Annotated in this window: 23 protein-coding genes and 3 pseudogenes; 25 read left to right on the top strand and 1 reads right to left on the bottom strand. The window is 56.0% G+C overall.

All coding sequences use genetic code 11. The features are described from left to right. The first annotated feature begins 40 nt into the window (after nt 1-40). The 23 genes and pseudogenes from ACQY4M_RS09320 (at nt 41) to ACQY4M_RS09210 (ending at nt 22,467) form a co-directional block, all read left to right on the top strand. Nucleotides 41-1,108, top strand: coding sequence for an ABC transporter ATP-binding protein (locus ACQY4M_RS09320; protein ID WP_428543396.1), 1,068 nt, complete (start codon nt 41-43; stop codon nt 1,106-1,108). Beyond that, nucleotides 1,108-2,031, top strand: coding sequence for an ABC transporter permease (locus tag ACQY4M_RS09315; RefSeq protein WP_428543394.1), 924 nt, complete (start codon nt 1,108-1,110; stop codon nt 2,029-2,031). The genes ACQY4M_RS09320 and ACQY4M_RS09315 overlap by 1 nt, the downstream gene beginning before the upstream one ends. After that, the gene (locus ACQY4M_RS09310) at nt 2,031-2,840 is read left to right on the top strand and encodes an ABC transporter permease (protein WP_428543392.1); all 810 of its coding nucleotides are present in this window, start codon (nt 2,031-2,033) and stop codon (nt 2,838-2,840) included. Before ACQY4M_RS09315 ends, ACQY4M_RS09310 begins: the two co-directional genes overlap by 1 nt. Before the next feature lie 28 nt (nt 2,841-2,868). After that, nucleotides 2,869-3,903 carry an extracellular solute-binding protein gene (locus ACQY4M_RS09305; RefSeq protein WP_428543390.1) on the top strand — a complete coding sequence of 345 codons (1,035 nt, stop codon included), beginning with the start codon at nt 2,869-2,871 and terminating at the stop codon, nt 3,901-3,903. Nucleotides 3,904-3,959: 56 nt separating this feature from the next. Continuing rightward, nucleotides 3,960-5,380, top strand: a pseudogene (locus tag ACQY4M_RS09300) (aminotransferase class III-fold pyridoxal phosphate-dependent enzyme). 57 nt (nt 5,381-5,437) lie between these two features. Next, on the top strand, nt 5,438-6,694 hold the full coding sequence (locus ACQY4M_RS09295) for a flavin-containing monooxygenase (protein ID WP_428543388.1): 1,257 nt from the start codon (nt 5,438-5,440) through the stop codon (nt 6,692-6,694). Between the two features lie 12 nt (nt 6,695-6,706). Then, nucleotides 6,707-7,126, top strand: a complete 420-nt coding sequence (locus tag ACQY4M_RS09290; RefSeq protein WP_428543386.1) for a RidA family protein — start codon at nt 6,707-6,709, stop codon at nt 7,124-7,126. Nucleotide 7,127: 1 nt separating this feature from the next. Continuing rightward, nucleotides 7,128-7,802 (top strand): DUF1028 domain-containing protein, encoded by a 675-nt coding sequence (locus ACQY4M_RS09285; protein WP_428543384.1) that lies wholly within the window; start codon nt 7,128-7,130, stop codon nt 7,800-7,802. Next, nucleotides 7,795-8,970, top strand: a complete 1,176-nt coding sequence (gene argE, locus ACQY4M_RS09280; protein ID WP_428543382.1) for an acetylornithine deacetylase — start codon at nt 7,795-7,797, stop codon at nt 8,968-8,970. Before ACQY4M_RS09285 ends, argE begins: the two co-directional genes overlap by 8 nt. Before the next feature lie 367 nt (nt 8,971-9,337). Continuing rightward, complete coding sequence (locus tag ACQY4M_RS09275) at nt 9,338-10,447, top strand: RNA ligase RtcB family protein (protein WP_428543380.1); 1,110 nt, start codon at nt 9,338-9,340, stop codon at nt 10,445-10,447. Next, the gene (gene prfH / locus ACQY4M_RS09270; protein WP_428543378.1) at nt 10,444-11,085 is read left to right on the top strand and encodes a peptide chain release factor H; all 642 of its coding nucleotides are present in this window, start codon (nt 10,444-10,446) and stop codon (nt 11,083-11,085) included. Before ACQY4M_RS09275 ends, prfH begins: the two co-directional genes overlap by 4 nt. A 92-nt stretch (nt 11,086-11,177) precedes the next feature. After that, nucleotides 11,178-11,369, top strand: a pseudogene (locus tag ACQY4M_RS09265) (transposase); the annotation flags it as partial. A gap of 115 nt (nt 11,370-11,484) precedes the next feature. Beyond that, entirely contained in the window at nt 11,485-12,984 is a 1,500-nt protein-coding gene (gene istA, locus ACQY4M_RS09260) for an IS21 family transposase (RefSeq protein WP_428539289.1), read from the top strand. Continuing rightward, nucleotides 12,981-13,712 (top strand): IS21-like element helper ATPase IstB, encoded by a 732-nt coding sequence (gene istB / locus ACQY4M_RS09255; RefSeq protein WP_428539322.1) that lies wholly within the window; start codon nt 12,981-12,983, stop codon nt 13,710-13,712. Before istA ends, istB begins: the two co-directional genes overlap by 4 nt. A gap of 125 nt (nt 13,713-13,837) precedes the next feature. Then, a pseudogene (locus tag ACQY4M_RS09250) lies at nt 13,838-15,009 on the top strand (IS3 family transposase); the annotation flags it as partial. 83 nt (nt 15,010-15,092) lie between these two features. Then, complete coding sequence (locus ACQY4M_RS09245) at nt 15,093-15,959, top strand: sigma 54-interacting transcriptional regulator (RefSeq protein WP_428543376.1); 867 nt, start codon at nt 15,093-15,095, stop codon at nt 15,957-15,959. After that, nucleotides 15,932-16,144, top strand: a complete 213-nt coding sequence (locus ACQY4M_RS09240) for a hypothetical protein (protein ID WP_428543374.1) — start codon at nt 15,932-15,934, stop codon at nt 16,142-16,144. The genes ACQY4M_RS09245 and ACQY4M_RS09240 overlap by 28 nt, the downstream gene beginning before the upstream one ends. A gap of 90 nt (nt 16,145-16,234) precedes the next feature. Then, entirely contained in the window at nt 16,235-18,034 is a 1,800-nt protein-coding gene (lepA, locus tag ACQY4M_RS09235; protein ID WP_428543372.1) for a translation elongation factor 4, read from the top strand. A gap of 281 nt (nt 18,035-18,315) precedes the next feature. Next, nucleotides 18,316-19,359, top strand: coding sequence for an IS5 family transposase (locus tag ACQY4M_RS09230; protein WP_428539221.1), 1,044 nt, complete (start codon nt 18,316-18,318; stop codon nt 19,357-19,359). Nucleotides 19,360-19,423: 64 nt separating this feature from the next. Further along, entirely contained in the window at nt 19,424-19,744 is a 321-nt protein-coding gene (locus ACQY4M_RS09225) for a GIY-YIG nuclease family protein (RefSeq protein WP_428543370.1), read from the top strand. A gap of 1,104 nt (nt 19,745-20,848) precedes the next feature. Continuing rightward, the gene (locus ACQY4M_RS09220) at nt 20,849-21,619 is read left to right on the top strand and encodes an SLAC1 anion channel family protein (protein WP_428543368.1); all 771 of its coding nucleotides are present in this window, start codon (nt 20,849-20,851) and stop codon (nt 21,617-21,619) included. 75 nt (nt 21,620-21,694) lie between these two features. Next, nucleotides 21,695-21,880 carry a CTP synthetase gene (locus tag ACQY4M_RS09215; RefSeq protein ID WP_428543366.1) on the top strand — a complete coding sequence of 62 codons (186 nt, stop codon included), beginning with the start codon at nt 21,695-21,697 and terminating at the stop codon, nt 21,878-21,880. A 95-nt stretch (nt 21,881-21,975) separates the two neighbouring features. Next, a complete protein-coding gene (locus ACQY4M_RS09210) occupies nt 21,976-22,467 on the top strand; it encodes a cytochrome b (protein ID WP_428543364.1) in 492 nt (163 codons plus the stop codon). 18 nt (nt 22,468-22,485) lie between these two features. Here the strand turns inward: ACQY4M_RS09210 and ACQY4M_RS09205 are convergent, their stop codons facing one another. Further along, complete coding sequence (locus tag ACQY4M_RS09205) at nt 22,486-23,244, bottom strand: alpha/beta fold hydrolase (RefSeq protein ID WP_428543362.1); 759 nt, start codon at nt 23,242-23,244, stop codon at nt 22,486-22,488. Between the two features lie 97 nt (nt 23,245-23,341). On the opposite strand from ACQY4M_RS09205, the gene ACQY4M_RS09200 reads away from it, so the two are divergent. After that, nucleotides 23,342-23,710 carry a hypothetical protein gene (locus ACQY4M_RS09200; protein WP_428543360.1) on the top strand — a complete coding sequence of 123 codons (369 nt, stop codon included), beginning with the start codon at nt 23,342-23,344 and terminating at the stop codon, nt 23,708-23,710. A gap of 64 nt (nt 23,711-23,774) precedes the next feature. After that, the gene (locus ACQY4M_RS09195; protein WP_428543358.1) at nt 23,775-24,371 is read left to right on the top strand and encodes a TetR/AcrR family transcriptional regulator; all 597 of its coding nucleotides are present in this window, start codon (nt 23,775-23,777) and stop codon (nt 24,369-24,371) included. The last annotated feature ends 66 nt before the right edge of the window (nt 24,372-24,437 follow it).

The following is a 24,437-nucleotide window of genomic DNA, read 5'->3' as shown; positions in this document are numbered from 1 at the left end:
TTAAAGGGGTATTTGCGCGGGGCGAAGGGGGCAACTGTACATGACTGAAATTGCTGTAGATGTAGTGAACATGACCAAGCGCTACGGCAATTTTGTTGCGTTAAGCAACGTATCCCTAAGCATTCTGGATAACGAATTTTTTACCCTTTTGGGGCCGTCCGGATGTGGCAAGACCACGCTTTTGCGCGCGATTGCTGGGTTCGAGGACATCTCGGATGGGGCGATCAAACTATACGGCGAAGACATCGCCGATTTGCCCCCTAACAAACGCCCTGTGAACACCGTATTCCAACAATATGCCCTGTTTCCGCACATGGATGTGGCTGCCAATGTTATGTTCGGGCTGCTGCAATTGGGGCAGAATAAGACAACTGCGTCCGCACGGGCCGCTGATGTTCTGGATATGGTGCAACTGACTGATTTTGCAGATCGTTTGCCGTCGCAATTGTCCGGCGGCCAGCAGCAAAGGGTGGCACTTGCGCGGGCCTTGGCCCCCAAACCCAAGGTGCTGCTGCTGGATGAGCCGCTCTCGGCGCTGGATTTGAAATTGCGTCAAGCGGTGCGTCAGGAATTACAGCAGATTCAGCAGGAGACCGGTATTACGTTTATTTTCGTTACCCATGATCAGGAAGAGGCCCTGACCATGTCAGACAGGATCGCAGTGATCGCCGATGGTGAGGTGCAACAGGTTGGTCCTGCGCGCGAGATTTACGAGGCGCCGGTCAACAAATTTGTTGCGAATTTTATTGGCGAAACGAACCTGATTGACGTTGCGGTTTCTGACGTGATGGGCGGCAATGCGACGTGTACATTGCCCGGCGGCGCGCAATTCACCTGCCCTGCCGCGATCGGGGCGGTGGCGGGGAACGGGCACCTTTCAGTGCGACCGGAAAGGGTGTCACTGGTAAAACCAGAAGACGGGTTGCTGCAAGGTTCTACAGTTCGGCAAACCTATCTGGGCACCGACATGCATGTGGATGTCAGGCTGAAAGACGGCGATGTACTTACCGTGCGTCTGCAAAACTCTGAAGGCACAGATATCCCCGAGCAAGGTGCGCTGGTCGGCCTGAATTTCGAGACAGGTGCGGCGCGCCTGCTGGTGGACTAATGTCAGGCGGATTGCCAAAAAGCAGCGAGTCAAACACCAGCACATATGCGGGGCTTGGGGCTTTTTTGATGCTGCCGTCTTGGGTGATGATCGGTTTCTTTCTGGTGCTGCCCGTTGGTCTGATGTTGGTGTATTCCTTTCTGACCAAGGAATTTCGCGGCGGTGTTATCTGGGAATTTTCACTGGCAGCTTATGATCAGTTTTTCTTTGATAGGGGCCTGTTCGGGGATGATCCTCCGGTGATTGAATGGACCTACATCAAGATCTTCTGGCGCTCGATCTGGCAGGCGGGGCTGGCAACATTTTTCTGCCTGATCATCGGTTTCCCGACAGCGTGGTTCATCGCCACACGCACCGGAGCGAACAAATCAATCTGGTTGTTTCTGATCACCATTCCCTATTGGGTCAATTTGTTGATCCGCACCATTTCCATGAAATTCCTGATCCGCGATAATGGTCCGTTGAATGAATGGCTGTTGTCACTTGGTGCCATTTCGGAACCGATCCACATGATTAACACCAATTTCGCAGTGCAACTGGGACTATTCTATTCTTACCTGCCGTTCATGGTGCTGCCGATCTATGCCAGTGTGGAGCGTTATAATTTCGCATTCTCCGAGGCAGCAGCGGATTTGTATGCCAGCCGCCTGACCACGTTGCGGCATATCATTTTGCCCTTTGTCAAACCCGGCATCATTGCCGGTTGTATTCTGGTTTTTGTGCCGTCTCTGGGTGCATTTCTGGCACCGGATTTGTTGGGCGGTGCCAAGAATTTCATGATTGGCAGCCTGATCGAGGAACAGTTCAAGGGTAATGCAGGGAACTGGCCATTCGGGGCGGCGGTATCGATGATCCTGTTGTCGATGGTGCTGGTGGTTCTGACCTACTATGCCCGTCAACAGTCCAAAGGCGGGGTGCGCTGATGGCCAAGAAGCTTGATCTGCGACGGTTTCCCGGTTTCCTGCCTTTGACATTTCTGTGCCTGTTTTTGCTTTATGCGCCGCTGATCATCGTGATGGTCTATTCGTTTAATGACAGCAATTCGATTACCAACTGGGGTGGGTTGTCGTTGCGTTGGTATGTCGAGGTTTTCACCGGTGTTGAGTCTGAAAAATTCAAATCCGCCGCAATCAACTCGATCAGTATTGCGATTATTGCGGCGATCATCTCGACGTCGATTGCCACGCTTGCAGCGACGGCCATGCTGAAGGCCGGCAATTTTCGCGGTAAATCTGTTGGTTTTGCGCTGATCAACCTACCCCTTATGGTGCCGGAAATTGTCACGGCGGTTGCGACGTTGATTTTCTTTTCGGCAATCGGATTCACCACCGGTTATCTGACCATCCTTGTGGCCCATATCGTGTTTTGCATACCTTTTGCCTATCTGCCGATTGCGGCCAGAATGCAGGGTATCGAAGATGTTTATGAACAGGCGGCAATGGACCTGTATGCAACCCGTTTCCAAACGTTTCGCCTGATCCTGTTGCCGTTGATGACGCCGGGTATCATTTCGGGGTTCCTGCTGGCATTCATCATTTCGCTTGATGACTTCATTATCACCAATTTCGTCAAAGGGGCCGGTATCGAAACCCTGCCGACGGCGATCTTCGGTTCGGTCAAACAAGGCATCAAACCGAACATCATGGCCATTTCCACCCTGCTTTTGCTGGTGTCAGTGGTCTTTGTCACCCTGTCGTATCTGGTCGGACGGATGGGGCAAAACAAACAATAACGACCGAATGATAACAGAGGAGAAAGAAATGAAAAAACTGTTGAAACTGGGCGCGTCGGCATTGGCGCTGACGATTGCCGCCGGTGCGGTGCATGCCGAGGGAAAATTGTCGATATACCACTGGTTTGAATACATGCCACAAGAGCTCCTGGATAAATTCGCTGCCGAATATGATGTCGAAGTCACCATGGATACATTCGATTCAAACGAAGCCATGCTGGCAGCGCTGAAAGCTGGAAAAATGGGCAGTTACGATGTGACTGTTCCCGGTGACTACATGGTCGAAATCATGGCCGGCGAAGGTTTGCTGGACACTTTCGAGCCATCCGAACTTAGCAATTTTGGCAATATCTCGCCCCAGTGGGTCGATGTCAGTTTTGATCCGGGCCGCCACAGCTCTATCCCTTATCAGTGGGGGACCACCAGTTTTGCCGTGAACCGTGACGTTTACAGCGGCGATATTCAAACACTTGCCATCGTGTTTGATCCGCCAGCCGAGTTGCAGGGCAAGATCAACGTGCTCGACAGTCAGGGCGAGGTCATAGCGCTTGCGTCCATATATCTGGGCATTCCGCAATGCACGAGTGACCGTGACCAACTGCGCGCCCTGAATGATCTGCTGCAATCAGCCAAGCCGCATTGGGCATCTTTCGGGTCTGATACGGCAAAGGATGTGCTGGTATCGGGCGATGCTGCGGTGGGCATGATCTGGAACGGGTTCTCGGCCAAGGCCCGCGAAGAAGGGGCGAAAATCGAATATGCGTTCCCCAAGGAAGGATATGTTGTCTGGATGGATAATGTGGTGCTGTTGAAAGACGCGCCAAATCGGGACAACGCGTTGAAGTTCATGAATTTCCTGCTTGAGCCAGAAAATGCGGCAGCGATCACCAATTATGCACAATATACCGCTGGCGTAGAGGGTGTGGAAGGGTTCCTGGACGCATCTGTGAAAAGCGCACCCGAGCTGAACCCGCCTGCTGGTGGCAAAGGTCAGTTCATCATGGCCTGTTCGCAAGACGTGCAAGCCGTCTACGACAAGATCTGGACCGATCTGAAAAAGTAAAGTCAGCAGCCCCGTTTGCTGCGGGGCTGTACGCCGTCTTCTGGCTGTCACCTGTTATGGGTGGCAGACCAGAGGATTGCAGCCGCAGACAATCGAACCTGAAGGATCAACTCATGAACAAGCAAAGCACTGACGATATTCTGGCCCAAGACGCCCATCTGATCCAATCATTTGCTGATCTGGATGGGTTGAAACAACAGGGTGCCCGCACCGCAATTGTCGCCGCCAAGGGGGCCTATGTAACCGACAGCGAAGGAAACGATCTGATTGATGGTATTGGTGGTTTGTGGTGCGTGAATGTGGGGCACGGGCGGCGTGAAATCATTGACGCGATTACCAGACAGCTGGAAACGCTGGATTATTATTCGACCTTTTATAATTTCACCCACCCATCAGCAGCGGCATTGGCGGATAAGCTGGCAAGCCTTGCACCGGGCGATCTGAACCGTGTGTATTTTGGCAATTCGGGGTCTGTCGCCAACGATACCGCCATACGGATATTGCACCACTACAACAACCGGCTGGGGCGCCCGAACAAAAAGAAAATCCTATCGCGGATCGGTGCGTATCATGGCTCGACCCATCTGGCGATGGCAATGACCACACCGGTCTATAGCGAAGGGTGGGATACCGCAGCCGATGGGTTGGTCCACCACTTGCGCGCGCCCTACGGCTATCGCGAGGCGGGCGAGATGACAGATGCCGAGTTTCTGGATGTTTTGGCGGACGATATGCTGGGTGCAATCCGTGATATCGGCGCTGAAAACATTGCGGCCTTTATTGCCGAGCCGATCATGGGAGCAGGCGGTATTCTGGTGGCGCCGGATGGCTATCACGCACGGATGCGCCAGATCACGGCGGACCATGATATCAAATACATCGCCGACGAGGTGGTCACCGCCTTTGGCCGGTTGGGGCATATGTTTGCCTCTGAAGATGTTTTTGGCATGGTGCCTGATATTATCAACACCGCCAAAGGGCTGACCTCGGGTTACCAACCCCTTTCGGCGACCATCATTTCCGACGAAATTTACGATGTCATCTCAGAACCCGGTGCGATGTTCCTGCACGGCATGACATATTCAGGCCACCCGCCGCCGCCGCGGCTGCATTGGCGAATATCGACATCCTTGAGCGCGAGGAAATCCCGCAAAAGGCACAAATCACCGGCAAAGTCTTTGAGAATGCCCTGCGCGGGTTAAGCGATTTGGACATTGTGGGGGATGTACGGGGCAGCCATTTCATGATGGGGATCGAGTTTGTCAAAAACAAAGGCACCAAAGAAACCTACGCGGACGAGGTAAAGCTGGGTCTGCGGATTGCGCAGGAAACCCAGAAACGCGGCCTGATCGCACGTCCGCTTGGCAATATCCTGATCTTGTCGCCAACACTGATTATGGACACTGGCATGATTGGCGAAATTGAGGGTATTTTGCGTGATAGCATCCTTGCCGTTATGGCCGGGCTTCCAGATTAGACCGAACAAAACCAATAAGGCGCGCGAACGCAATTTCTGTTTGAAAGGACCCGGAATATGCCGATTGAAAAAATAGACACACTTGTCGTTGGCGCGGGTCAGGCCGGCGTCGCGATGAGCGAACATCTGGGCAATGCCGGTATTCCGCATCTGGTGCTGGAGCGGGACCGGATCGCTGAACGTTGGCGCACCGGGCGGTGGGACAGTCTGGTGGCCAATGGCCCGGCTTGGCACGATCGGTTTCCGGGGATGGAATTTCCGGGTGATCCCGAGGAATTTGTGGCCAAGGATGATGTTGCCGAATATTTCGTGGCCTATGCAAAACAGGTCGATGCCCCGATCCGCACCGGCGTCGATGTAACCGAAGTGCGCCGCAAAGTCGGCCGTGCGGGGTTTCATGTCGAGACATCCAAAGGTGTGATCGAGGCCCGCAATGTGGTCGTGGCAACCGGCGCGTTCCAATGTCCGGTGGTGCCCCCCGTTGTGCCAGAAGACGCAGATATCATGCAGATACATTCCTTTGATTATCGCAATCCGGATCAGTTGCCGGATGGGGCTGTTATGGTTGTTGGCGCCGGATCATCCGGTGTGCAGATCGCGGATGAATTGATGCGCGCGGGCAGGCAGGTTTTCCTGTCTGTTGGTCCCCATGACCGCCCCCCGCGCAGCTATCGCGGCTGCGATTTTGTCTGGTGGCTGGGGGTGCTGGGCATGTGGGATCTGGCCGCACCTGTTCCGGGGGCCGAACATGTTACCATTGCCGTCAGTGGCGCGCGGGGCGGCGAGACGATCGACTTTCGCGAATTGGCAGCGGCGGGGATGACACTGGTTGGACGAACGGAAACCTACACCGGTGGCGTGCTAAAGTTTGCCTATGATCTGAATGACAATATTGCCAACGGGGATGCCAGCCATCTGGCGATGCTGGATGCTGCCGATGCCTATATCGCCCGAAATGGTCTGGATTTTCTCGAAGAACCCGAGGCCCGCACCCGATTGCCTGACCCCGAATGTATGATCAACCCGCTGCGCCAGCTTGATCTGGCCGATGCCGGGGTGACATCCATCATCTGGGCAACCGGTTTTTCGCAGGATTTCAGTTGGCTGAAAGTAGATGCTTTTGATGCCGATGGAAAGCCCGACCACCAACGCGGTGTTTCGACAGAACCGGGTATATATTTTCTTGGCCTGCCGTGGCAGTCTCGGCGGGGCTCGACCTTTATCTGGGGGGTCTGGCATGATGCCAAATATCTGGCAGACCAGATTTCCATCCAACGGATGTATGCGCAATACTCCGGCCCGCACAACACCTGAACGGAGCACATTATGGCCCACACCCGCATTCGCAAGTTCAACACCAAAGACACCTATCCAGAACAAAATCTGGACAACGACCTGTGTCAGGCGGTGATCACGCAAGGGGGCAAAACCGTTTACCTGCGGGGCCAGTGCCCGCAGAATCTGGAGGATGCGGTCAATATCAACAGCCATGATCCGGTCGAGCAAACCCACAAGGTGATGCAGAACATCAAACAGCTGATCGAAGAAGCCGGCGGCGGGATGGAGCATCTGGTCAAGGTAGTGGTTTACATCACCGACGTGCGTCACCGCGAGGATGTTTACCGCACCATGGGCAAATATATAAAAGGCGTGTATCCTGTTTCCACCGGATTGGTGGTACAGGCGCTGGCGCGGCCGGATTGGCTGGTTGAAATAGACGCCACCGCCGTCATACCGGAGGAATAAGATGACATTTTCCCTTGTGGCCCGTTGCGACAAAACAGGCATGTTCGGGGTGGCGATTGCCTCGTCCTCGCCTGCCGTGGCGGCGCGCTGTTCCTTTACGCGCTCGCAGGTCGGGGCGGTGGCTTCGCAGAATATCACCGACCCTATATTAGGCCCGCGTGTGCTTGACCTGATGGGCAGCGGGCTAAATGCGAAGGAAGCGATAGCGGACATCACCAAACGTGGTCAATTCATGGAATACCGGCAGGTTTTGGCGATTGATACCTCGGGTGGCACAGCGATACACTCCGGCCCCAATTCGCTGGGTATTTGGACCCATGCAATGGGGGATTATGTTTTATCTGCCGGTAATCTGCTGTCCAACGACGGGGTGCCGCAGGCCATTGTTGACGGGTTCCAGTCCGCCAGCGGCCATATCGGGGATCGTATGATTGCCGCAATGCGCGCAGGGTTGGCACGGGGGGGCGAGGCAGGGCCAATTCATTCGGCGGGTATGCAGATTTGCGACACCGTGGCGTGGCCGGTGGCCGATCTGCGCTGCGACTGGTGCGAAGATTGCCCAATCGAGAATATCGTAACCGCCTGGGAGATCTATAACCCGCAACTGGACGCCTATGTACAGCGCACAATCGATCCGCGCAAGGCGCCGTCATACGGCGTTCCGGGGGATGAATAGGGGCGGGGGCGTGGCAATGAATACGCTCGATATTCTGGATCAGCTTGTCGCGTTTCCAACGGTTGGCGCCGGCAGCAACCTGCCGATTATCGATTATATCCAGAATTTTTTAACGGCCCGAGGGTTCGAGGTGCATCGGGTTACGGATGAAACTGGGCAAAAGGCCGGATTGTTCGCGCGCATTGGACCAAAGCACAAGGCCGGTATCCTGTTGTCCGGCCACACAGATGTGGTTCCGGTTATCGGTCAGAACTGGACAACCGATCCTTTCAAAATGACTGTGGCGGACGGTAAGGTATTCGGGCGTGGCACCACGGATATGAAAGGCTATTTGGCCTGCATGTTGACGCTTGCCGATCGGGTTTCAGGGGTTGATCTGAAAGAACCTCTAAAGTTTGCCTTTTCCTATGATGAAGAAATCGGCTGTGTTGGTATCCGGTCGATGATCGACCATCTTGATCCGCTTGTCGGTCTGCCTCGTATGTGTTTTGTGGGCGAGCCGACCATGATGCAGGTTGCCGTGGGACATAAGGGCAAGGGGGCATTGCGGGCAACCTGTCATGGTATGGACGGTCATTCGGCTATGGCGCCGAATTTTCTGAACGCGCTGCATCTGGCCACCGATTTCGTAACGGAATTACGTGAACTGCAAAACGATTTTGCTGATAGCGGTGCGCAGGATACCGACTATGGGATACCTTATTCCACAATTCATGTTGCCAAGGTATCGGGTGGGCTGGCGCTTAACATTGTGCCCGAAAAAGCCGTGATCGATTTTGAATTTCGCCATCTGGCTGCGGATAATCCAGGCGATATTTTAGCCCGTATTCAGGCGGCCGCGCAAAAGGTCAGTGCAGCTCATCAGGCGCAGTTTCCGGTTGCGCAAATTGATGTCCAGACACGGCTTTCCTATCCCGGACTTGATACGGACCCTGAAAGCAATGTGGTGAGCCAAGCACAGAAACTGGCCTGCGTTACCGGCACAACAAAAGTCGCCTTTGGCACCGAGGCCGGATTTTTCGCAACCCACCTGAATATTCCGACAATCATATGCGGCCCTGGGTCGATGGATGGACAGGGCCACAAGCCGGATGAATATATCGAGCTATCGCAACTGGCGGCCTGTGATGCGATGTTTGATCGATTGTTGATTGATATGTCGAGTTAAGGAAAACCCACAGCAATGCAGATTTCCACATCACGCCGTTTGGCGATAACGGGTGGCAAATATCGGGATCACCTGCCTGCGGCTAAAATGCAACATGCCTGGTGATTGCCAAAATCGGTAATTGCCTGAATCATGCACCTTGCCGTAACAGGGCGCCAAGCGGTCAGTCACGGCCATTTTCGTAACGCCAAACAAAGAAAGGGCACAGATATGTTAGTTTATTGCAACGCCCTTTCCGGGCAAATCAACGCTTAAATCTGCCAGCGGCAGCTTTGGCTTGAGGTTACGTTTCGACCTGTAGGTCGGGATCATCATACATACGAAAATCAGGTTTTATCCAATGGGCAATTTTGTCTTGGATGGTCGCTTGTCTGCGCCTGTGCGCAGCGTGGCTGTCACTAAATTCTATACATCTGCGGCCTGGATCGAGGGCCGCGCCGAAGACCAGTTGGCACAGGTTGCAGGCTGGCCGGGGGTGCGCGAAATCGCGGCCTTTCCCGATCTGCACCCGGGCAAATACGGCCCTGTGGGCTGTGCCGTGCTGGCTGATCGCATATACCCGCAACTGGTGGGGGGTGACATCGGTTGTGGCATGTCGTTGTTTCAACTGGACCTGCCCGCGCGCCGGTTCAAACCGGAAAAATCCGCGCGCCGGATGCGGGTTCTGGGGGATGCGGCAAGTGTTGATTATAACGACCGTTTGGAACAGGCGGGCCTGCCGCGCGGGCTGTTTGCCGAGGCACTGGGCACGATCGGTGGCGGCAACCATTTCTGTGAAGTGCAGCAGGTTGCCGAGTGCAAATCGGGATATGGATTGGAGGTTAACAGCTTGTATTTGCTGGTTCATTCCGGCTCTCGCGGGCTGGGGAATGCGGTTCTGAACGCGCTGCCACAAGGGGCGTTTGACGGGTTGGATCCGGCTGGAAAGGTTGGGCAGGACTATTTGCGCGACCATGATCAGGCGGTGAAATGGGCCAGTCTGAACCGCCGGATCATCGCCGAACGGGCGGCTGCGGCATTGCGCTGTGATCTACAGGTGGTGGTAGATGTGCCGCACAACCTGTTGACGCAGCATGATGGTGGTTGGCTGCATCGCAAGGGGGCAGCGCAGGCCGGCGTGGGGCTGGTGCCTTTGGCCGGGTCGCGGGCCACGCCCAGCTATCTGTTGCGCCCGCTTGGGGTGGACGGGGCGTTGCAATCAACCGCGCACGGGGCCGGGCGGCGATATGATCGTTCTTCCATGCGTGGGCGGGTTCGGGCCAAACGCTCGGACCTGACCGCGATGCAACAAAATGCCTATGGCGGGCGGATTATTTGCGAGGATCGGGACCTGCTGATCGAGGAGGCCCCGCACGCCTACAAATCCGCCAAGGCCGTGGTGGCCGATCTGGTGGAGACCGGCGTGGCGCAGAAAATTGCCACGTTGCATCCGCTGCTGACATTCAAGAAAACCCGCCAGAAAGGAGGGGAGAGATGAGACAGATTGATACAACTTCCCTGCTGGTGACCAGCGGCAACGGCCCTGCCGAATGCCGTCTGGCGGTGGGGCATGTGCTGCACCGGATGCAGGCCGAGGCCGCGCATCTGGATGTCACACTGGATGTGGACGCGGTGGATGCAAAGCACGGGCCAAAGTCGGCTGTCGTAGTAGCGCATGGCGCTGCGGCAGATGCGTTTGCACGCGGCTGGTGCGGCACGATCCAGTGGCGGGCGCGTAGTCCGTTGCGGCCACATCACAAGCGGGCGAACTGGTTTGTCGGGGTGTTTCTGTTGCCAGTGGTGGCAATCGGGAAAACCCGCATTGCCGCGCAGGATGTGGCATTCGAAAGCTTTCGCGCCGGTGGACCCGGCGGGCAGCATCAGAACACCACCGACAGCGCGGTTCGGGCCACACACCGGCCCAGCGGCCTGACGGTGGTTGCGCGTGAAATGCGTTCGCAACATCGCAACAAGTCGCTGGCGCTGGAACGGCTGCAAGGGCTGGCCAATGCCCGCGATCTGGCGGCGGCAGAAGAACGTAAAAGTAATGAAAACCGGCTGCATAATGCGCTGGAACGGGGCAACCCGATACGCATTTTCCAAGGTGCGACGTTTCTGCAGAAAGGAGGCGGATGATGGAAGAGTGTCTGACGTCAGCACTCGTGGGACAGATTTAAGGTTTAGCTAACGGAGGATTTCTGGTTCATCGTAACCGTCAAGGAGTGAAGATGAACAAGAAATCCGGAACGAGTAAAGCAGCGGCAGATAAGCTGGTAAAGAATATCCGCCGCAAAACCAGACAAACCTATTCTGCCGAGGAGAAGATCCGCATTGTCTTAGCGGGCCTTCGAGGAGAGGAAAGCATATCCGCGCTGTGCCGTCGTGAGGGCATTGCGGAAAGCCTGTATTATAGCTGGTCTGTGAATCGGCGTGCAAAACTGACCCACTTGGGTGGGTTATGAGCGAGTAAAATTGACCCACCTGTTTCGTTAACATCCGCGCAAAATTGTGCGGAGGAAAGAGCAGGTGATATTGATGGAAAGCGTATCGAAGATCCGGCGCTGGGTGCTGGTTGAAGGGCGCAGCATCCGGTCTGTGGCGCGGGCGACGGGACTGTCGCGGAACACGATCAAGAAGTATTTGAAGGACGAGAATCCGCCGAGCTACCAGCGCCATGCGCCGCCAGTTCGGCACAAACTGTGCAATGGGTTTGATCTTCGGCTGCAGGAACTGTTTGATCAGGACTCGAGGCGACCACGCCGGGAGCGGCGGACGGCCCAGAAGCTATACGAGCAGCTTGTGGCAGAGGGCTATACCGGGTCCTATTCGCCGGTTCAGCGTTTTGTTCGTGAGTTGAAGCGCGCCGGGGCCTGTTCGGGAGATGCGTTTATCCCGCTGCATTTTGCGGCGGGTGACGCGCTGCAATTTGACTGGAGCGAAGAACGGGTCGTACTGGGTGGTGTCGAGCAGAAGGTGAAGGTCGCTCATTTCCGCCTGTGTCACAGCCGCAAGCCTTTCGTGATTGCCTATCCCGGTGAAGCCCAGGAGATGGTGCTGGATGCTTTCGTGCAGGCGCTGTCCTTTTACGGAGGCGTTCCGCGCAGGGTGATCATCGACAACCCCAAGACCATGGTGACCTACGTTTCGCGCTCGAAGGAGCGGATATTCCATCCCCGGTTCCTGGCCTTGATGAACCACTATGTGATGGAGCCGGTGGCCTGCACGCCCGCTGCGGGCTGGGAGAAGGGACAGGTCGAGAACCAGGTCCAGTTCTTGCGGGGCCGGTTGTTCGTTCCCGAACCGGCCTTTGATGATCTCGAGGCGCTGAACGCGTGGCTGCGTCTGCGTTGCGAAGATCTGGCAGAGCGTCCCCATCCCGAGCAGCAGGATCGCACGATTACCGAAGTGTTCGAAGACGAGCGCGCCGAACTGCGCCCCCTGGGTCGGGCCTTCGACGGCTACGTGGAAAAGACCGTCCGTGTCCGCTCCACCTGCCTGGTTCAATATGCCAGCAATCGCTACAGCGTGCCCTCCCGCTTTGCCGGGCATCATGTGTCGCTACGCGCCTATGCCGGCCGGATCGTGGTGGTCTCCGGTCAGGATGTGATTGCCGAGCACAGGCGTCATTTTACCCGCAATATCAGCTATTTCGAGCCCTGGCATTACGTTCCCCTGCTGGACCGCAAGCCTGGTGCCCTGCGCAATGGCGCCCCCTTTGTGGGCTGGGAACTGCCCGAGGCCATGCATCGGATCAGGGAACATTACATGGCTGGTAAAGGCGGGGATCGGGAGTTCGTCGACCTGCTCCTGCTGGCACAGGATCACGGGATCGAGGTGGTCGAGACGGCCTGCAATCTGGCGGTGGCACAAAACACCCTGCGGCTGCCCGCCATCATCAATCTGATCAACCAGTTGGTGGAACCGGTCATCACACCGCTCAGCGATGCCTGCGCTTATCCGCAGCTGACCTTGCGGCCCGAAGCCGATTGCAAACGCTATGAGACCCTGTGCTCGGCTGAGGAGGTTGCCGTATGAATGCCTTGATCGACCAACTGACAGCCCTCAGGTTGCATGGAATGGCAGCTTGCGCCCATGATCTGCTGTCCGCGCGCAAGCCGCCAAGTCTGACCACAGCGATAAGGCAACTGATCGACGCCGAGACTGTAGAGCGCCGAGTGCGCTCCATCCAGTATCAAATGAGGGTTGCGAAGTTCCCCCATCACAAGGACTTCGCCACCTTCGATTACAGCGCCGCCGCCCTCACCCAGGCCCAGATCGAACCATTCTGCACCGGCCAGTTCACAGAGGAGGCCCATAACCTCATCCTGGTGGGCGGAACCGGCACGGGCAAAACCCACATCGCCATCGCGCTGGGAACGACGCTGATCAACAACGGCAAGAAGGCGCGCTTCTTCAACGCCGTCGATCTGATCAACGCCCTGATCAAGGAACAGGCCGACGGCAATGCAGGGAAGATCATCCGGCAGCTCTCGGCTTTGGACTGCGTCATCATCGACGAGCTGGGCTACATCCCGTTTCCCAAATCCGGTGGCGCGTTGCTCTTCCATCTGATCAGCAAGCTCTACGAGAAGACCAGCATCATCATCACAACCAACCTTGAGTTCGGTGAATGGGTCTCGGTCTTCGGGGATGCCAAGATGACAACCGCCCTTCTGGATCGCGTCACTCATCACTGCAACATCATCGAAACCGGCAATACCTCATACCGGTTCGCCCAGAGTAAACGCCGTAGAAAAAACTAGCCGTTCCGCAAGCAAAGCCCCCAGACGGACTCGCTACATGAAGGCGGCCCGACTGGGGGCTTTGCGCCACAAAGGGGGGGGCAAATTTAAATGCCGAAACCGGGTCAGTTTTAAATGCTCATTGACATAGCTGGTCCAAAGAATTCCTCGAAGCAGGCAAGCGGCGACTTTCTGGCGACACTGCTCGTCAGGCGACATCACCAGAAGTCAAAGAGTTGCGTTCGGAATCTATGGCCCTGAAAGAATGCGTAGCCGATCTGACCATTGAAAACCGCCTGCTCAAAAAAAGCATGACAGGGGCTGGGGGGTACGAGGAATGAGATATCCTGCATCTGAGAAATTGTCGATTATCGACACCGTTGAAAAATCACATCTGCCTGTGAAGCAAACCCTCGACATGCTGGGTATTGCGCGCACCACATTTTACCGTTGGTATGATGCTTATGTCGAAGGTGGTCTTGATGCGTTGGCGGATCGCTCACCCCGGCCCAAGTCTGTCTGGAACCGCATCCCTCAAGACAGGCGTGATGACCTGATCGAGTTCGCACTGGAACATGAGGCGCTTACGACACGGGAATTGGCTGTCAAATACACCGATGAGAAGCGATATTTTATCTCTGAATCATCGGCTTACCGCATTCTGAAGGCTGCTGATCTGATCACTGCACCAGACTATGTGGTAATCAAGGCCGCTGACGAGTTCACGGACAAAACCACCGCCATCAATGAGATGTGGCAGACCGACTTCACCTACTTCAAGATCATCGGTTGGGGCTGGTATTATCTCAGCACGATCCTGGATGATTACAGCCGCTATATCATCTCGTGGAAGCTCTGCACCAACATGCGGGCCGAGGATGTGACTGATACGATTGAGCTGGCTCTGGCAGCGTCAGGATGCGACCAGGCGGTTGTGCGGCACATGCCACGCCTGCTCAGTGACAATGGGTCCTGTTACATCTCGGGTGATCTGGCCGACTGGCTGGATGATCATAAAATGGGTCACGTTCGCGGAGCCCCGTTCCATCCACAAACTCAAGGCAAAATCGAGCGCTGGCACCAGACCATGAAGAACCGGGTCTTACTGGAAAACTACTACCTGCCCGGCGATCTGGAACGCCAGATTGAGGCCTTCGTCGAATTCTACAATAACGAACGGTACCACGAGAGCCTAAACAACGTCACGCCCGCCGACGTCTATTTTGGGCGTGACAAAACCATCATCAGAGAAAGGGAAAAGATCAAGAAACAGACAATCCAACAACGCCGCTTGCAACATCAAAAACAAGCTGCATAATCAATCACACAAACGAACCAGAGCCTCCAAATCTCAAACCGCTCTGATGTCCCATTTTATATGACGACGGACACAACACCCTTTTGAAAGGCGGCATAGAAACCCGCAATCCGGTGTTCAACGCGCTGATTGAACGGATGGAGGTGGTGGTGTCCAACTCGGACGCGCCACTGTTGCTAGTGGGGCCGACAGGCACGGGTAAATCGGATCTTGCGGCGCGGCTCTATGAATTGAAACTGCAACGCCGCCGGATCAAGGGGCGGCTGGTGCATGTGAATTGTTCCACCCTGCAAGGCGAACGCGCCATGTCGACCCTGTTTGGCCATAGGCGCGGGGCAATGGCGGGGGCGCAGTCGGAACGCGGCGGGCTGCTGAAAGAGGCCGATGGCGGAGTTCTGTTTCTGGACGAGATTGACGAGTTGGGGCTGGATGAGCAGGCAATGATCCTGCACGCGGTGGAAAGCGGTAAATATTTCCCGTTGGGGTCGGATTACGAGGTCACAAGCCGGTTTCACCTGATTGCAGGGGCCAGCCGTGATCTGGCCGGATTGGTGGCACAGGGGAAATTTCGCGCCGACTTGTTTGCGCGGCTGAACCTGTGGACCTTCCGCTTGCCGGCCCTGCGCGAACGACCCGAGGACATCGCGCCCAATCTGGAATACGAATTCGAGAAGGTCGGCAAGATGCTGGGCAATCAGGTTGCTTTCAATGCTGATGCTTTGCCCGCCTATCTGCGGTTTGCCACTGATCCATCTACGGCATGGCCGGGGAATTTCCGTGACTTGGGGGCGTCGGTTCAGCGGATGTGCACATTGGCCCCACGCGGGCGGGTGACCCTGCCGATGGTTCAGGATGAAATTGCCACCCTGCAACGTATCTGGAAAAATGCTCATGCCGATGTTGATGCACTGTTATTGCCGAGGTGCTGGGGGAGGGGTCCGCGCAGATAGACCTGTTTGATCAGGCGCAACTGGCGTCAGTGATCCGCATCTGCCGCGAAAGCAAAAGCCTGAGTGCGGCGGGGCGGCGGCTGTTTGCGGTGTCGCGACTGGAAAAGAAAAGCCGCAATGACGCGGACCGGTTGCGCAAATATCTGGAAAAGTTCGGGCTGGACTGGACGCAGCTGGTGCAATGATGCCCGCTGCTGGCCTGAAAGCCTATGTTGCGGCCGGATATGCCGAACCCCGCTTGACCAATCCCTTCGGCTCTATCATATCCCTTTCTTATGACTGACCTTAGTAAAATCCGCAATTTCTCGATCGTGGCGCATATCGATCACGGGAAATCCACCCTTGCCGACCGGCTGATTCAGGAAACCGGCACGGTTTCGGCCCGTGATATGCAGGCGCAACTGCTGGACACGATGGATATCGAACGCGAACGCGGCATCACCATCAAGGCCAATACGGTGCGCATTGATTACACCGCGGATGATGGCGAAACCTACATCCTGAACCTGATTGACACCCCCGGCCACGTCGATTTCGCCTACGAGGTGTCGCGCAGCATGCGCGCGGTCGAAGGCTCGCTTCTGGTGGTGGATTCATCCCAAGGGGTCGAGGCGCAGACGCTTGCCAATGTTTACCATGCGATCGAGGCGGATCACGAAATTGTCCCCGTGCTGAACAAGATCGACCTGCCCGCGTCCGAACCCGACCGCGTGGCCGAACAGATCGAGGATGTGATCGGCATTGACGCCTCGGGCGCCATTCTGGTCTCGGCCAAAACCGGCGAAGGCATCCACGAAACGCTTGAGGCCATCGTCAACGAACTCCCCGCCCCCAAGGGCAACCGCGATGCGCCCCTAAAGGCGATGCTGGTCGACAGCTGGTATGACGCCTACCTTGGCGTGATCGTGCTGGTGCGCATTATTGATGGCGTGCTGAAAAAGGGCGACCGCATCCGTATGATGCACACCAATGCCGTCTATCCGGTGGACCGCATCGGCCTGTTCCGCCCGCAGATGGAACCGATCGACGAATTGGGTCCAGGCGAAATCGGCTTTCTGACCGCCAGCATCAAACAGGTGCGCGACACGCGGGTGGGCGATACGATTACGCACGAGAAAAAGGGCTGTGCCGAGGCGCTGGATGGCTTCAAACCCGCCCAGCCCGTGGTGTTCTGCGGGCTGTTCCCCGTGGATAATGCCGAATTCGAAGACCTGCGCGAGGCGATCAGCAAGCTGTCACTGAATGATGCGTCTTTCACCTCGGAAATGGAAACCTCGGCAGCACTTGGTTTTGGCTTTCGCTGTGGCTTCCTTGGCCTGCTGCACCTTGAGGTGATCCGCGACCGGCTGGAGCGCGAATATGACATCGACCTGATCACCACTGCGCCCAGCGTGATCTACCACATCTACCTGCGCGATGGCAGTATGATGGAACTGCACAACCCCGCTGACATGCCCGATATGTCGCTGGTTGACCACATCGAGGAGCCGCGCATCAAGGCGACCATTCTGGTGCCCGACGAATACCTTGGCGATGTGCTGAAACTGTGTCAGGACCGCCGCGGCATCCAGATCGACCTGACCTATGCGGGCAGCCGCGCGATGGTGGTCTATGATCTGCCGCTGAACGAAGTGGTGTTCGATTTCTACGACCGCCTGAAATCGGTCACCAAGGGTTATGCGTCGTTCGATTACACAATCGAGGATTACCGCGAGGACCGGCTGGTGAAAATGTCGATCCTTGTGAACGAGGAGCCGGTGGACGCCCTGTCCACCATGGTCCATCAGGACCGCGCCGAAGCCCGTGGCCGCGCGATGGTCGAAAAGCTCAAGGATCTGATCCCCCGCCACATGTTCAAAATCCCGATCCAGGCAGCGATTGGCGGCCGCGTGATCGCGCGTGAAACCCTGTCAGCCATGCGCAAGGACGTAACGGCGAAATGTTACGGCGGGGATGCGACGCGCAAGAAGAAGCTGCTGGAAAAGCAGAAGAAGGGCAAGAAGAAGATGCGCCAGTTCGGCAAGGTGGAGATACCGCAAAGCGCGTTTATTTCGGCGTTGAAGATGGATGATTGATGGGGCGGTGTTTGTTGGGTGAGGTCCCCGCGTGCGCGGGGATGACAACAGCGTATTCCTGCGGGGTTTTACCATTTTCTGGTCGGCAACACCCTGTCATCCCCGCGCACGCGGGGACCGCCCGCCACAATTCCAACCCTCAAAATAACCCTATGTTAACCACCCTGTGCGCATCTTTCCTTCATGCACAGCCACACCTATTAAAGACCTCTTCATAACATCGGGATTCCCCCGGGTTGGCCGTTTTGGTAAGCTAGCCGGGAAATCTCTGGGGTGAATAGATGGACCTTTTCCTGCACGAAGCGGCGGCACGGATCGGCGCGGATGACGTTCTGTCGAAGATCGACGCGCTGATGGATTGGAACTCGTTTTTGCCGATCCTGCGGCGCGGTCTGGGGCGCTCGGGGATCGGGCCTCAGGGCTATGATCCGCTGGTTCTGTTCAAGTGTCTTCTGGTTGGCCAGTGGCACGGGCTGAGCGACCCGAAGCTGGAGCGGGCCTTGAAGGTGCGGCTGGATTTCATGCTGTTCTGCGGGCTCGATCTGCACGCGTCGGTGCCGGATGAGACGACCCACTGCCGGTTCCGCAATGCGCTGGTCCGGGGTGGCGTTTACGATGAGCTGCTGGCCGAGGTCTGCCGCCAGATCGAGGCGCATGGGCTGAAGCTGAAAGAGGCTGAGGCGGCGATCATTGATGCGACCCTGATCGCGGCGGCGGCGCGCCCGCGCACCCATATCGACGCCCCGCAGGACCGGGCAGAGGACGGGGCAAGGGAAGGGACGCCGGATGATCCGCCCGAGGTCTCACCCGACGGGGCACAGCTGCATTTCAGCGCCGACCCTGATGCCCGCTGGGTCAAGAAGGGCCGCAAGAGCACGCTCGGCTACAAGGGCTTTGCCCGCTGCGACGAAGAGGGCTTTATCGACAAGGTGCACACCACGCCCGCCAATGCCGCCGAAAGCCCCGAATTCGCCACCATGATCGCGGGCGCAAAGGCGCAGCGGGTGCTGGCCGACAAGGCCTATGCGAGCAAGGCCAACCGCCAGATGCTGCGCGGCAAATACCGCGACGGCATCCTGCGCAAGGCAGCGCGCGGCCGCCCCCTGCGGCAATCGGAGAAACGCTTCAACCGGCTGATTTCGAAACGCCGCTTCCGCATCGAGCAGACTTTCGGCACGATGAAACGCCTCTTCGGCCTGCAGCGGGCGAGATATTTCGGGCGCGCCAGGGTGCATGCCCAGATGGTCATGGCCGCCATCGCGCAAAACCTGCTCAAGGCCGCAAACAGGATCACCCTCAACCCGCAAACCCCCGCAATCGCATAGCCCCAAACCCCGCCACCCGTCTGTCCGCCGGACCCGCAGGGGCGCAAGGTGGGCGGCCGATATCTTGCTTCAACCGAAAGCCATGGCCTCATGCAGAGGTCTTTATTATGTCTACATCCTCACCAATCGCCCAAACGGCACCCTGTACATCGGCATCACCAACAATCTAACGCGCCGTTTGTTCGAGCATTGCCAAGGCACAGCCAGCCGTTTTACGCGGCGATACAATTGCACCCACCTTGTTTGGTATGAAACGCACACAGATGTAACCGAGGCCATCCTGCGCGAAAAGCGTTTAAAGAAATGGCGCCGCGCCTGGAAGGTTGAGCTGATCGAAGGAATGAACCCTTGTTGGCAGGATCTAAATGCAACAGTTGCAATGTAACACAAACCCTGTCATCCCCGCGCAAGCGGGGACCTCAATAATACCGCGAACCCTTGAAGGCTGGTAACATCAACATCCCCTCCCAACCCCCTGACTCCACGCATCTTTCCGACTTATCCACCGATTATCCACAATAAAATCAAAGACTTATCCCCAAGAAATTTCACTGCCCCCGTCGATTTCCCTTGAACGACTCACTTTCATTTGCAAACCTTTCCTTACCGCGAAGGGTTCTTAGAACCCCCAGCGATACGCAAAGGCCCCCAGGGACCGGAGCGAATTGGAAGGAAGTCTTCGGACGGAAAACCGAAACGCGAAAGTTTGTGGGCAACAGCAAGTCCGTATGGGTTTTTCGAAACAAATGCGAACAGGCAGTTGATCACGGGTACAGCGGGTCATGGATGGTCTTCGGATCAGACATGGCAGCAAAGGTTCCTTCGGGGACCCGCGCACATGAGGAGGATAACCCTTCGGGGTGAACCAATTCAGGAAGACGTCAGGACGTGTCGCAAGGCACAATGCAAAGACCGCGTCTGAGCACCTAGCGTCTTTTCCTGTGTCTGGACACCGTAAATCACGCATATCCCCAAACGAAAACGAGGCCCGCGCGCCATATGCACCCGGACCTCGCCGTCAGTTAATGCAGTGCCGCGTCTATGCACCTGTGCGTTAGCCGATACACTGTGCGTGGGCCAAGATCAACTATATCTTATGGCTATGTGCAATTTTTCCGCTATAATCATGCCAGGCAACAACAGGTGGTGGAGGCACGCAGTTCTGTGCCGGTTCCTCGTATGCTGCGATATACCCGCGCGGCAATCCGTCCGTTCGCGCAAACTCTGACAACATGTTAACAGTTTCGAATGATTCCAGAACACGGGAAGAAAACCATGACTGACACACCCGAAGCCCCGGACCAAACCGGCTCCAGCCTGGCCCATTACCCGATCACATTCTATGCGGTCACGATGGGCCTGTTCGGCATGACACTTGCGTTACATGCAGCCAGTCGTGTGATGCCGTGGCTGACCTTTGCCAGTCATGTGATGGTTTGGGTGTCTATTGCAGTTTTCCTTGTAATTACAATTGGCTACCTGGCAAAAAATGGCGCTGCGCACACCCGCTTTCATTGGCGAGTGGCACCATCCGATCCGCGTTGCTTTTTACCCCGCGGCCTCGATTTCACTGCTGTTGATGGCGGTCTGTTTCCTGCCCGAGCAAGAAGGCATCGCCAACATCCTGTGGATACTGGGTGCCATATTGCAAGGCGGGTTAACGCTGGCAATCCTTGCCCGCTGGATCGGTCATAAACCGTTTGAATACAGCCACATCAACCCCGCCTGGTTCATCCCCGCTGTTGGCAACGTCGTCGTCCCCGCTGCCGGTGCCCCACTGGGATACCATAACCTGTCATGGTTGTTCTTCTCGGGCGGATTATTGTTTTGGATCATACTGTTAACCCTTGTGATGAATCGCTTGATTTTTCACACCCCGCTGCCCGGAAAGCTGCTTCCGACGTTGGTCATCATGATTGCGCCACCGGCTGTCTCCTTCATTTCCTACATGAACCTGAACGGCGGGCAGGTGGATGCCTTTGCCCATATATTGCTAAATTTGGGATATGTTTTTGCGCTGATTGTCCTGACGCAACTTCCGAAAATCATGAAGCTGCCTTTTGCCATGTCCTTCTGGGCGCTGTCATTCCCGATAGCATCCCTGACCATCGCATCCTTTAAATATGCCGGTCTGGAAAAGTCGCAATCTCATGAAATAATAGGGGAAATTCTGCTGATTGTGCTGCTTGTTGTTATTATCACTCTGGTCTATCGCACCTTGCTTGCTATCGCGCGCGGGCAGATTTGCCAACCGGAATAGATGACCTAGATCAAAGACTCGTATTGCAAAAATGGAATATCATCCGCGCAACAATACTCCTTGGAGGATTTTCGCATGGTTAGACTAACATTGCTGCTTTACTCGTTCATCTCGGCAACGCTGGCCGGCATTTTGATTATTGCCGTTTTGGCCGCCGGTTATGGGACATTGATGCCAATTATCTATGCCGCAATTGTCGGCTTTGTTGCGGCACTCCCTGTTTCCTGGGTCGTTGCCAAGAAGATTTCGGCAATGCGCTAAAGCAATACGCACCCTGCCAACACCTTATCAAATAGGCTTGTATTTCTCTGACTGATCAGAGAGACACAGGCCTAATTTTGTTTACAGGAGTTCCCATGTCAAAACCTACCGGCTATTCCCGCCTTCAGATCCGGCTGCACTGGATCATCTTTGGGCTGATTGCTTTGCAGTATATCCTTGCGGATAGTATTGAAGAGGCTTGGCAGGTATTTGCCAAAGGCGGCACAGTTGAATTTTCACCCCTGATTGCTGCACATGTATTCGGCGGCGTTGCGGTGATGTTGCTGGTCCTTTGGCGTCTGGTATTGCGGTTTAAACGTGGTGCACCAGCGGCTCCTGTAGGCGAGAACCCAGCGCAAACCAAGATGGCGCATCTGATGCACTGGGGGCTGTATTTGCTGATGATCCTGATGCCGTTGTCCGGTAGTCTGGCATGGTTTGGCGGGATCAAGCAGGCAGCAGAAAACCATCTGATCCTGAAGGTGGCACTGATTGTGCTGATCGGGCTGCATGTTGCGGCGGCGCTGTATCACCAGTTTGTCGTCAAAGACAATCTGATTGACCGGATGCGCACGGCGCAAGATTAATGGGTCCTGACCCTAGCTTTAAGCGTTGAAAAAGGCCCGCGCGGTTTCGGTGAATTCGCGCGGCTTTTCCGCATGGAGCCAATGGCCCACGTCCGCGATACGGGCAAAGCGAGCCTTGGGGAACAGGGTTTTGATGCGGGTGCGGTATTCGGGCAGGACGTAATCAGAATCCCCGCCAGACAGAAACAGGGTGGGGCCGTTAAACGGTCCTTTTACATCGGGAAACCCCATAATCAGCGGCATATCCCGTTCCAGCACATCCAGATTCAGGCGCCAGCGCTTACCTTTGATATCCAACGATTGCAGCAGGAAGGCACGAACGCCGTCCTCGGGGATGGCTTTGGTCAGCATCTGGTCCGCATCGGATCGTTTTTCAACCTGTGACAAATCCAGCCCGCGCATCGCGTGGATATAGGGCACTTGTGTGCGATCATAGACGACCGGCGCAATGTCGGCGACCAAAAGGCGGCGCACAAGGGCAGGGTGGGTCAGTGCCAGCACCATCGCCGCCTTGCCGCCCATCGAATGGCCGATCACATCCACTTGACCGCCATTGGCTTTGATCACCTCTGCCAGATCTTCGGCCATGACGGGATAGCTGTGGCTGTCAAACCAGTCGCTTTCGCCATGGTTGCGCATGTCGACGCTGATCACTTGGCGATCATCGGATAGCCGCCGTGCAATCGCGCCCCAGTTTCGGGCAGACCCATAGAGTCCGTGCACAATCAGCAGCGGGGGTTTGTCTGTCGGGGTGCCTGTTAAAACCGTGTTTATCATGGGACTCGTCATAGCCAAGTGCAGCCAATTTCGCCAGAGGTGTTGAGTGTCCGTGTCACCATTGTTATCAAGCACGGATTAACGGGTGGGATATATTTTGACCGAGACGATTCACGATATGGCAGAAGAGGTGTCTGCGCTGATGAAAGAGCGGCTGAGCATTCGTGGCCGCGATCTGGCGGCGAAACTGCGCCATACCGGACGGATGATGCCCAAACGGTTGAAACGCGAGGCCGCCTATCTGGCCGAGGCGGTGCAACTGTCTGAAAACCCACGTCTGTTAAAGATGATTGATATGGCGCGTGCCGAGGCGGCGCATCGCGATTGTCTGGATTTCTTGCATAAAGTGGATGCGGCGGACCGGCGCAAAGGGGTTGTGCTGGGCATTCTGGCCAGCCTTGCGATGACGTTTCTTGTGGTGTCGACACTGGTCATCACAGTGCTGGTTTGGCGCGGCTATATATAAGCGGCTTTTCAAAACGGCACGGGTGGGGTAGTTCCATGAACGAAGTTCAGGAAAGGAATACCCCGTGGCCAGCAAAGTTCAGGAACGACAGGCAAAGCTGCGCGAACGTCTGATTGACGCGGGCGAGGCACAGGTGATTGCCGGTGGCGCATCCTCGATGAAAGCGCGTGACCTGGCGCGCGAGGCAGGGTGTGCGTTGGGCGCGATCTATAACGTATTTGACGATATGCAGGCGCTGCTGATGGCGATCAATATGCGCACCTTTCGGCGGATGGGGGTTGCGGTGGCGGCATCTCAGGAAGGGGCCGAGGGGCTGGACCCGAACCAGCGGATGATCCGCATGGCGATGGCTTATTTGCATTTTGCCGCTGAAAATACGAATCTGTGGCGGGCATTGTTTGATCTGGAAATGTCGGTCGATGGCCGTGTTCCGGATTGGTATTTACAGGAACTGGGCCGCCTTTTTGCCTATATCGCCGCCCCGCTGGCAGAATTATTTCCCGAAAAAGACGAAGACGAACTGGATCTGATGACCCGCACGATGTTTTCGGCAGTGCACGGTATCGTATTGTTAGGATTGGAAAAACGCATCTCGGGCGTGCCGCTGGAACGGGTCGAGGAAATGTTGAAACAGCTTTTGTGCCAGATCGGGAATAAATAAAAATCTGAACAGTGTTCAATTTATCTCTTGAACGGCGTTCATGAATTCCTATATCTCATTTCATGA

The sequence above is a fragment of the Profundibacter sp. genome, from assembly GCF_965277155.1.
Lineage (GTDB): Bacteria > Pseudomonadota > Alphaproteobacteria > Rhodobacterales > Rhodobacteraceae > Profundibacter.
The sequence above is the reverse complement of the archived record's forward strand: the minus strand, read 5'-3'. Positions and strand labels throughout refer to the sequence as shown.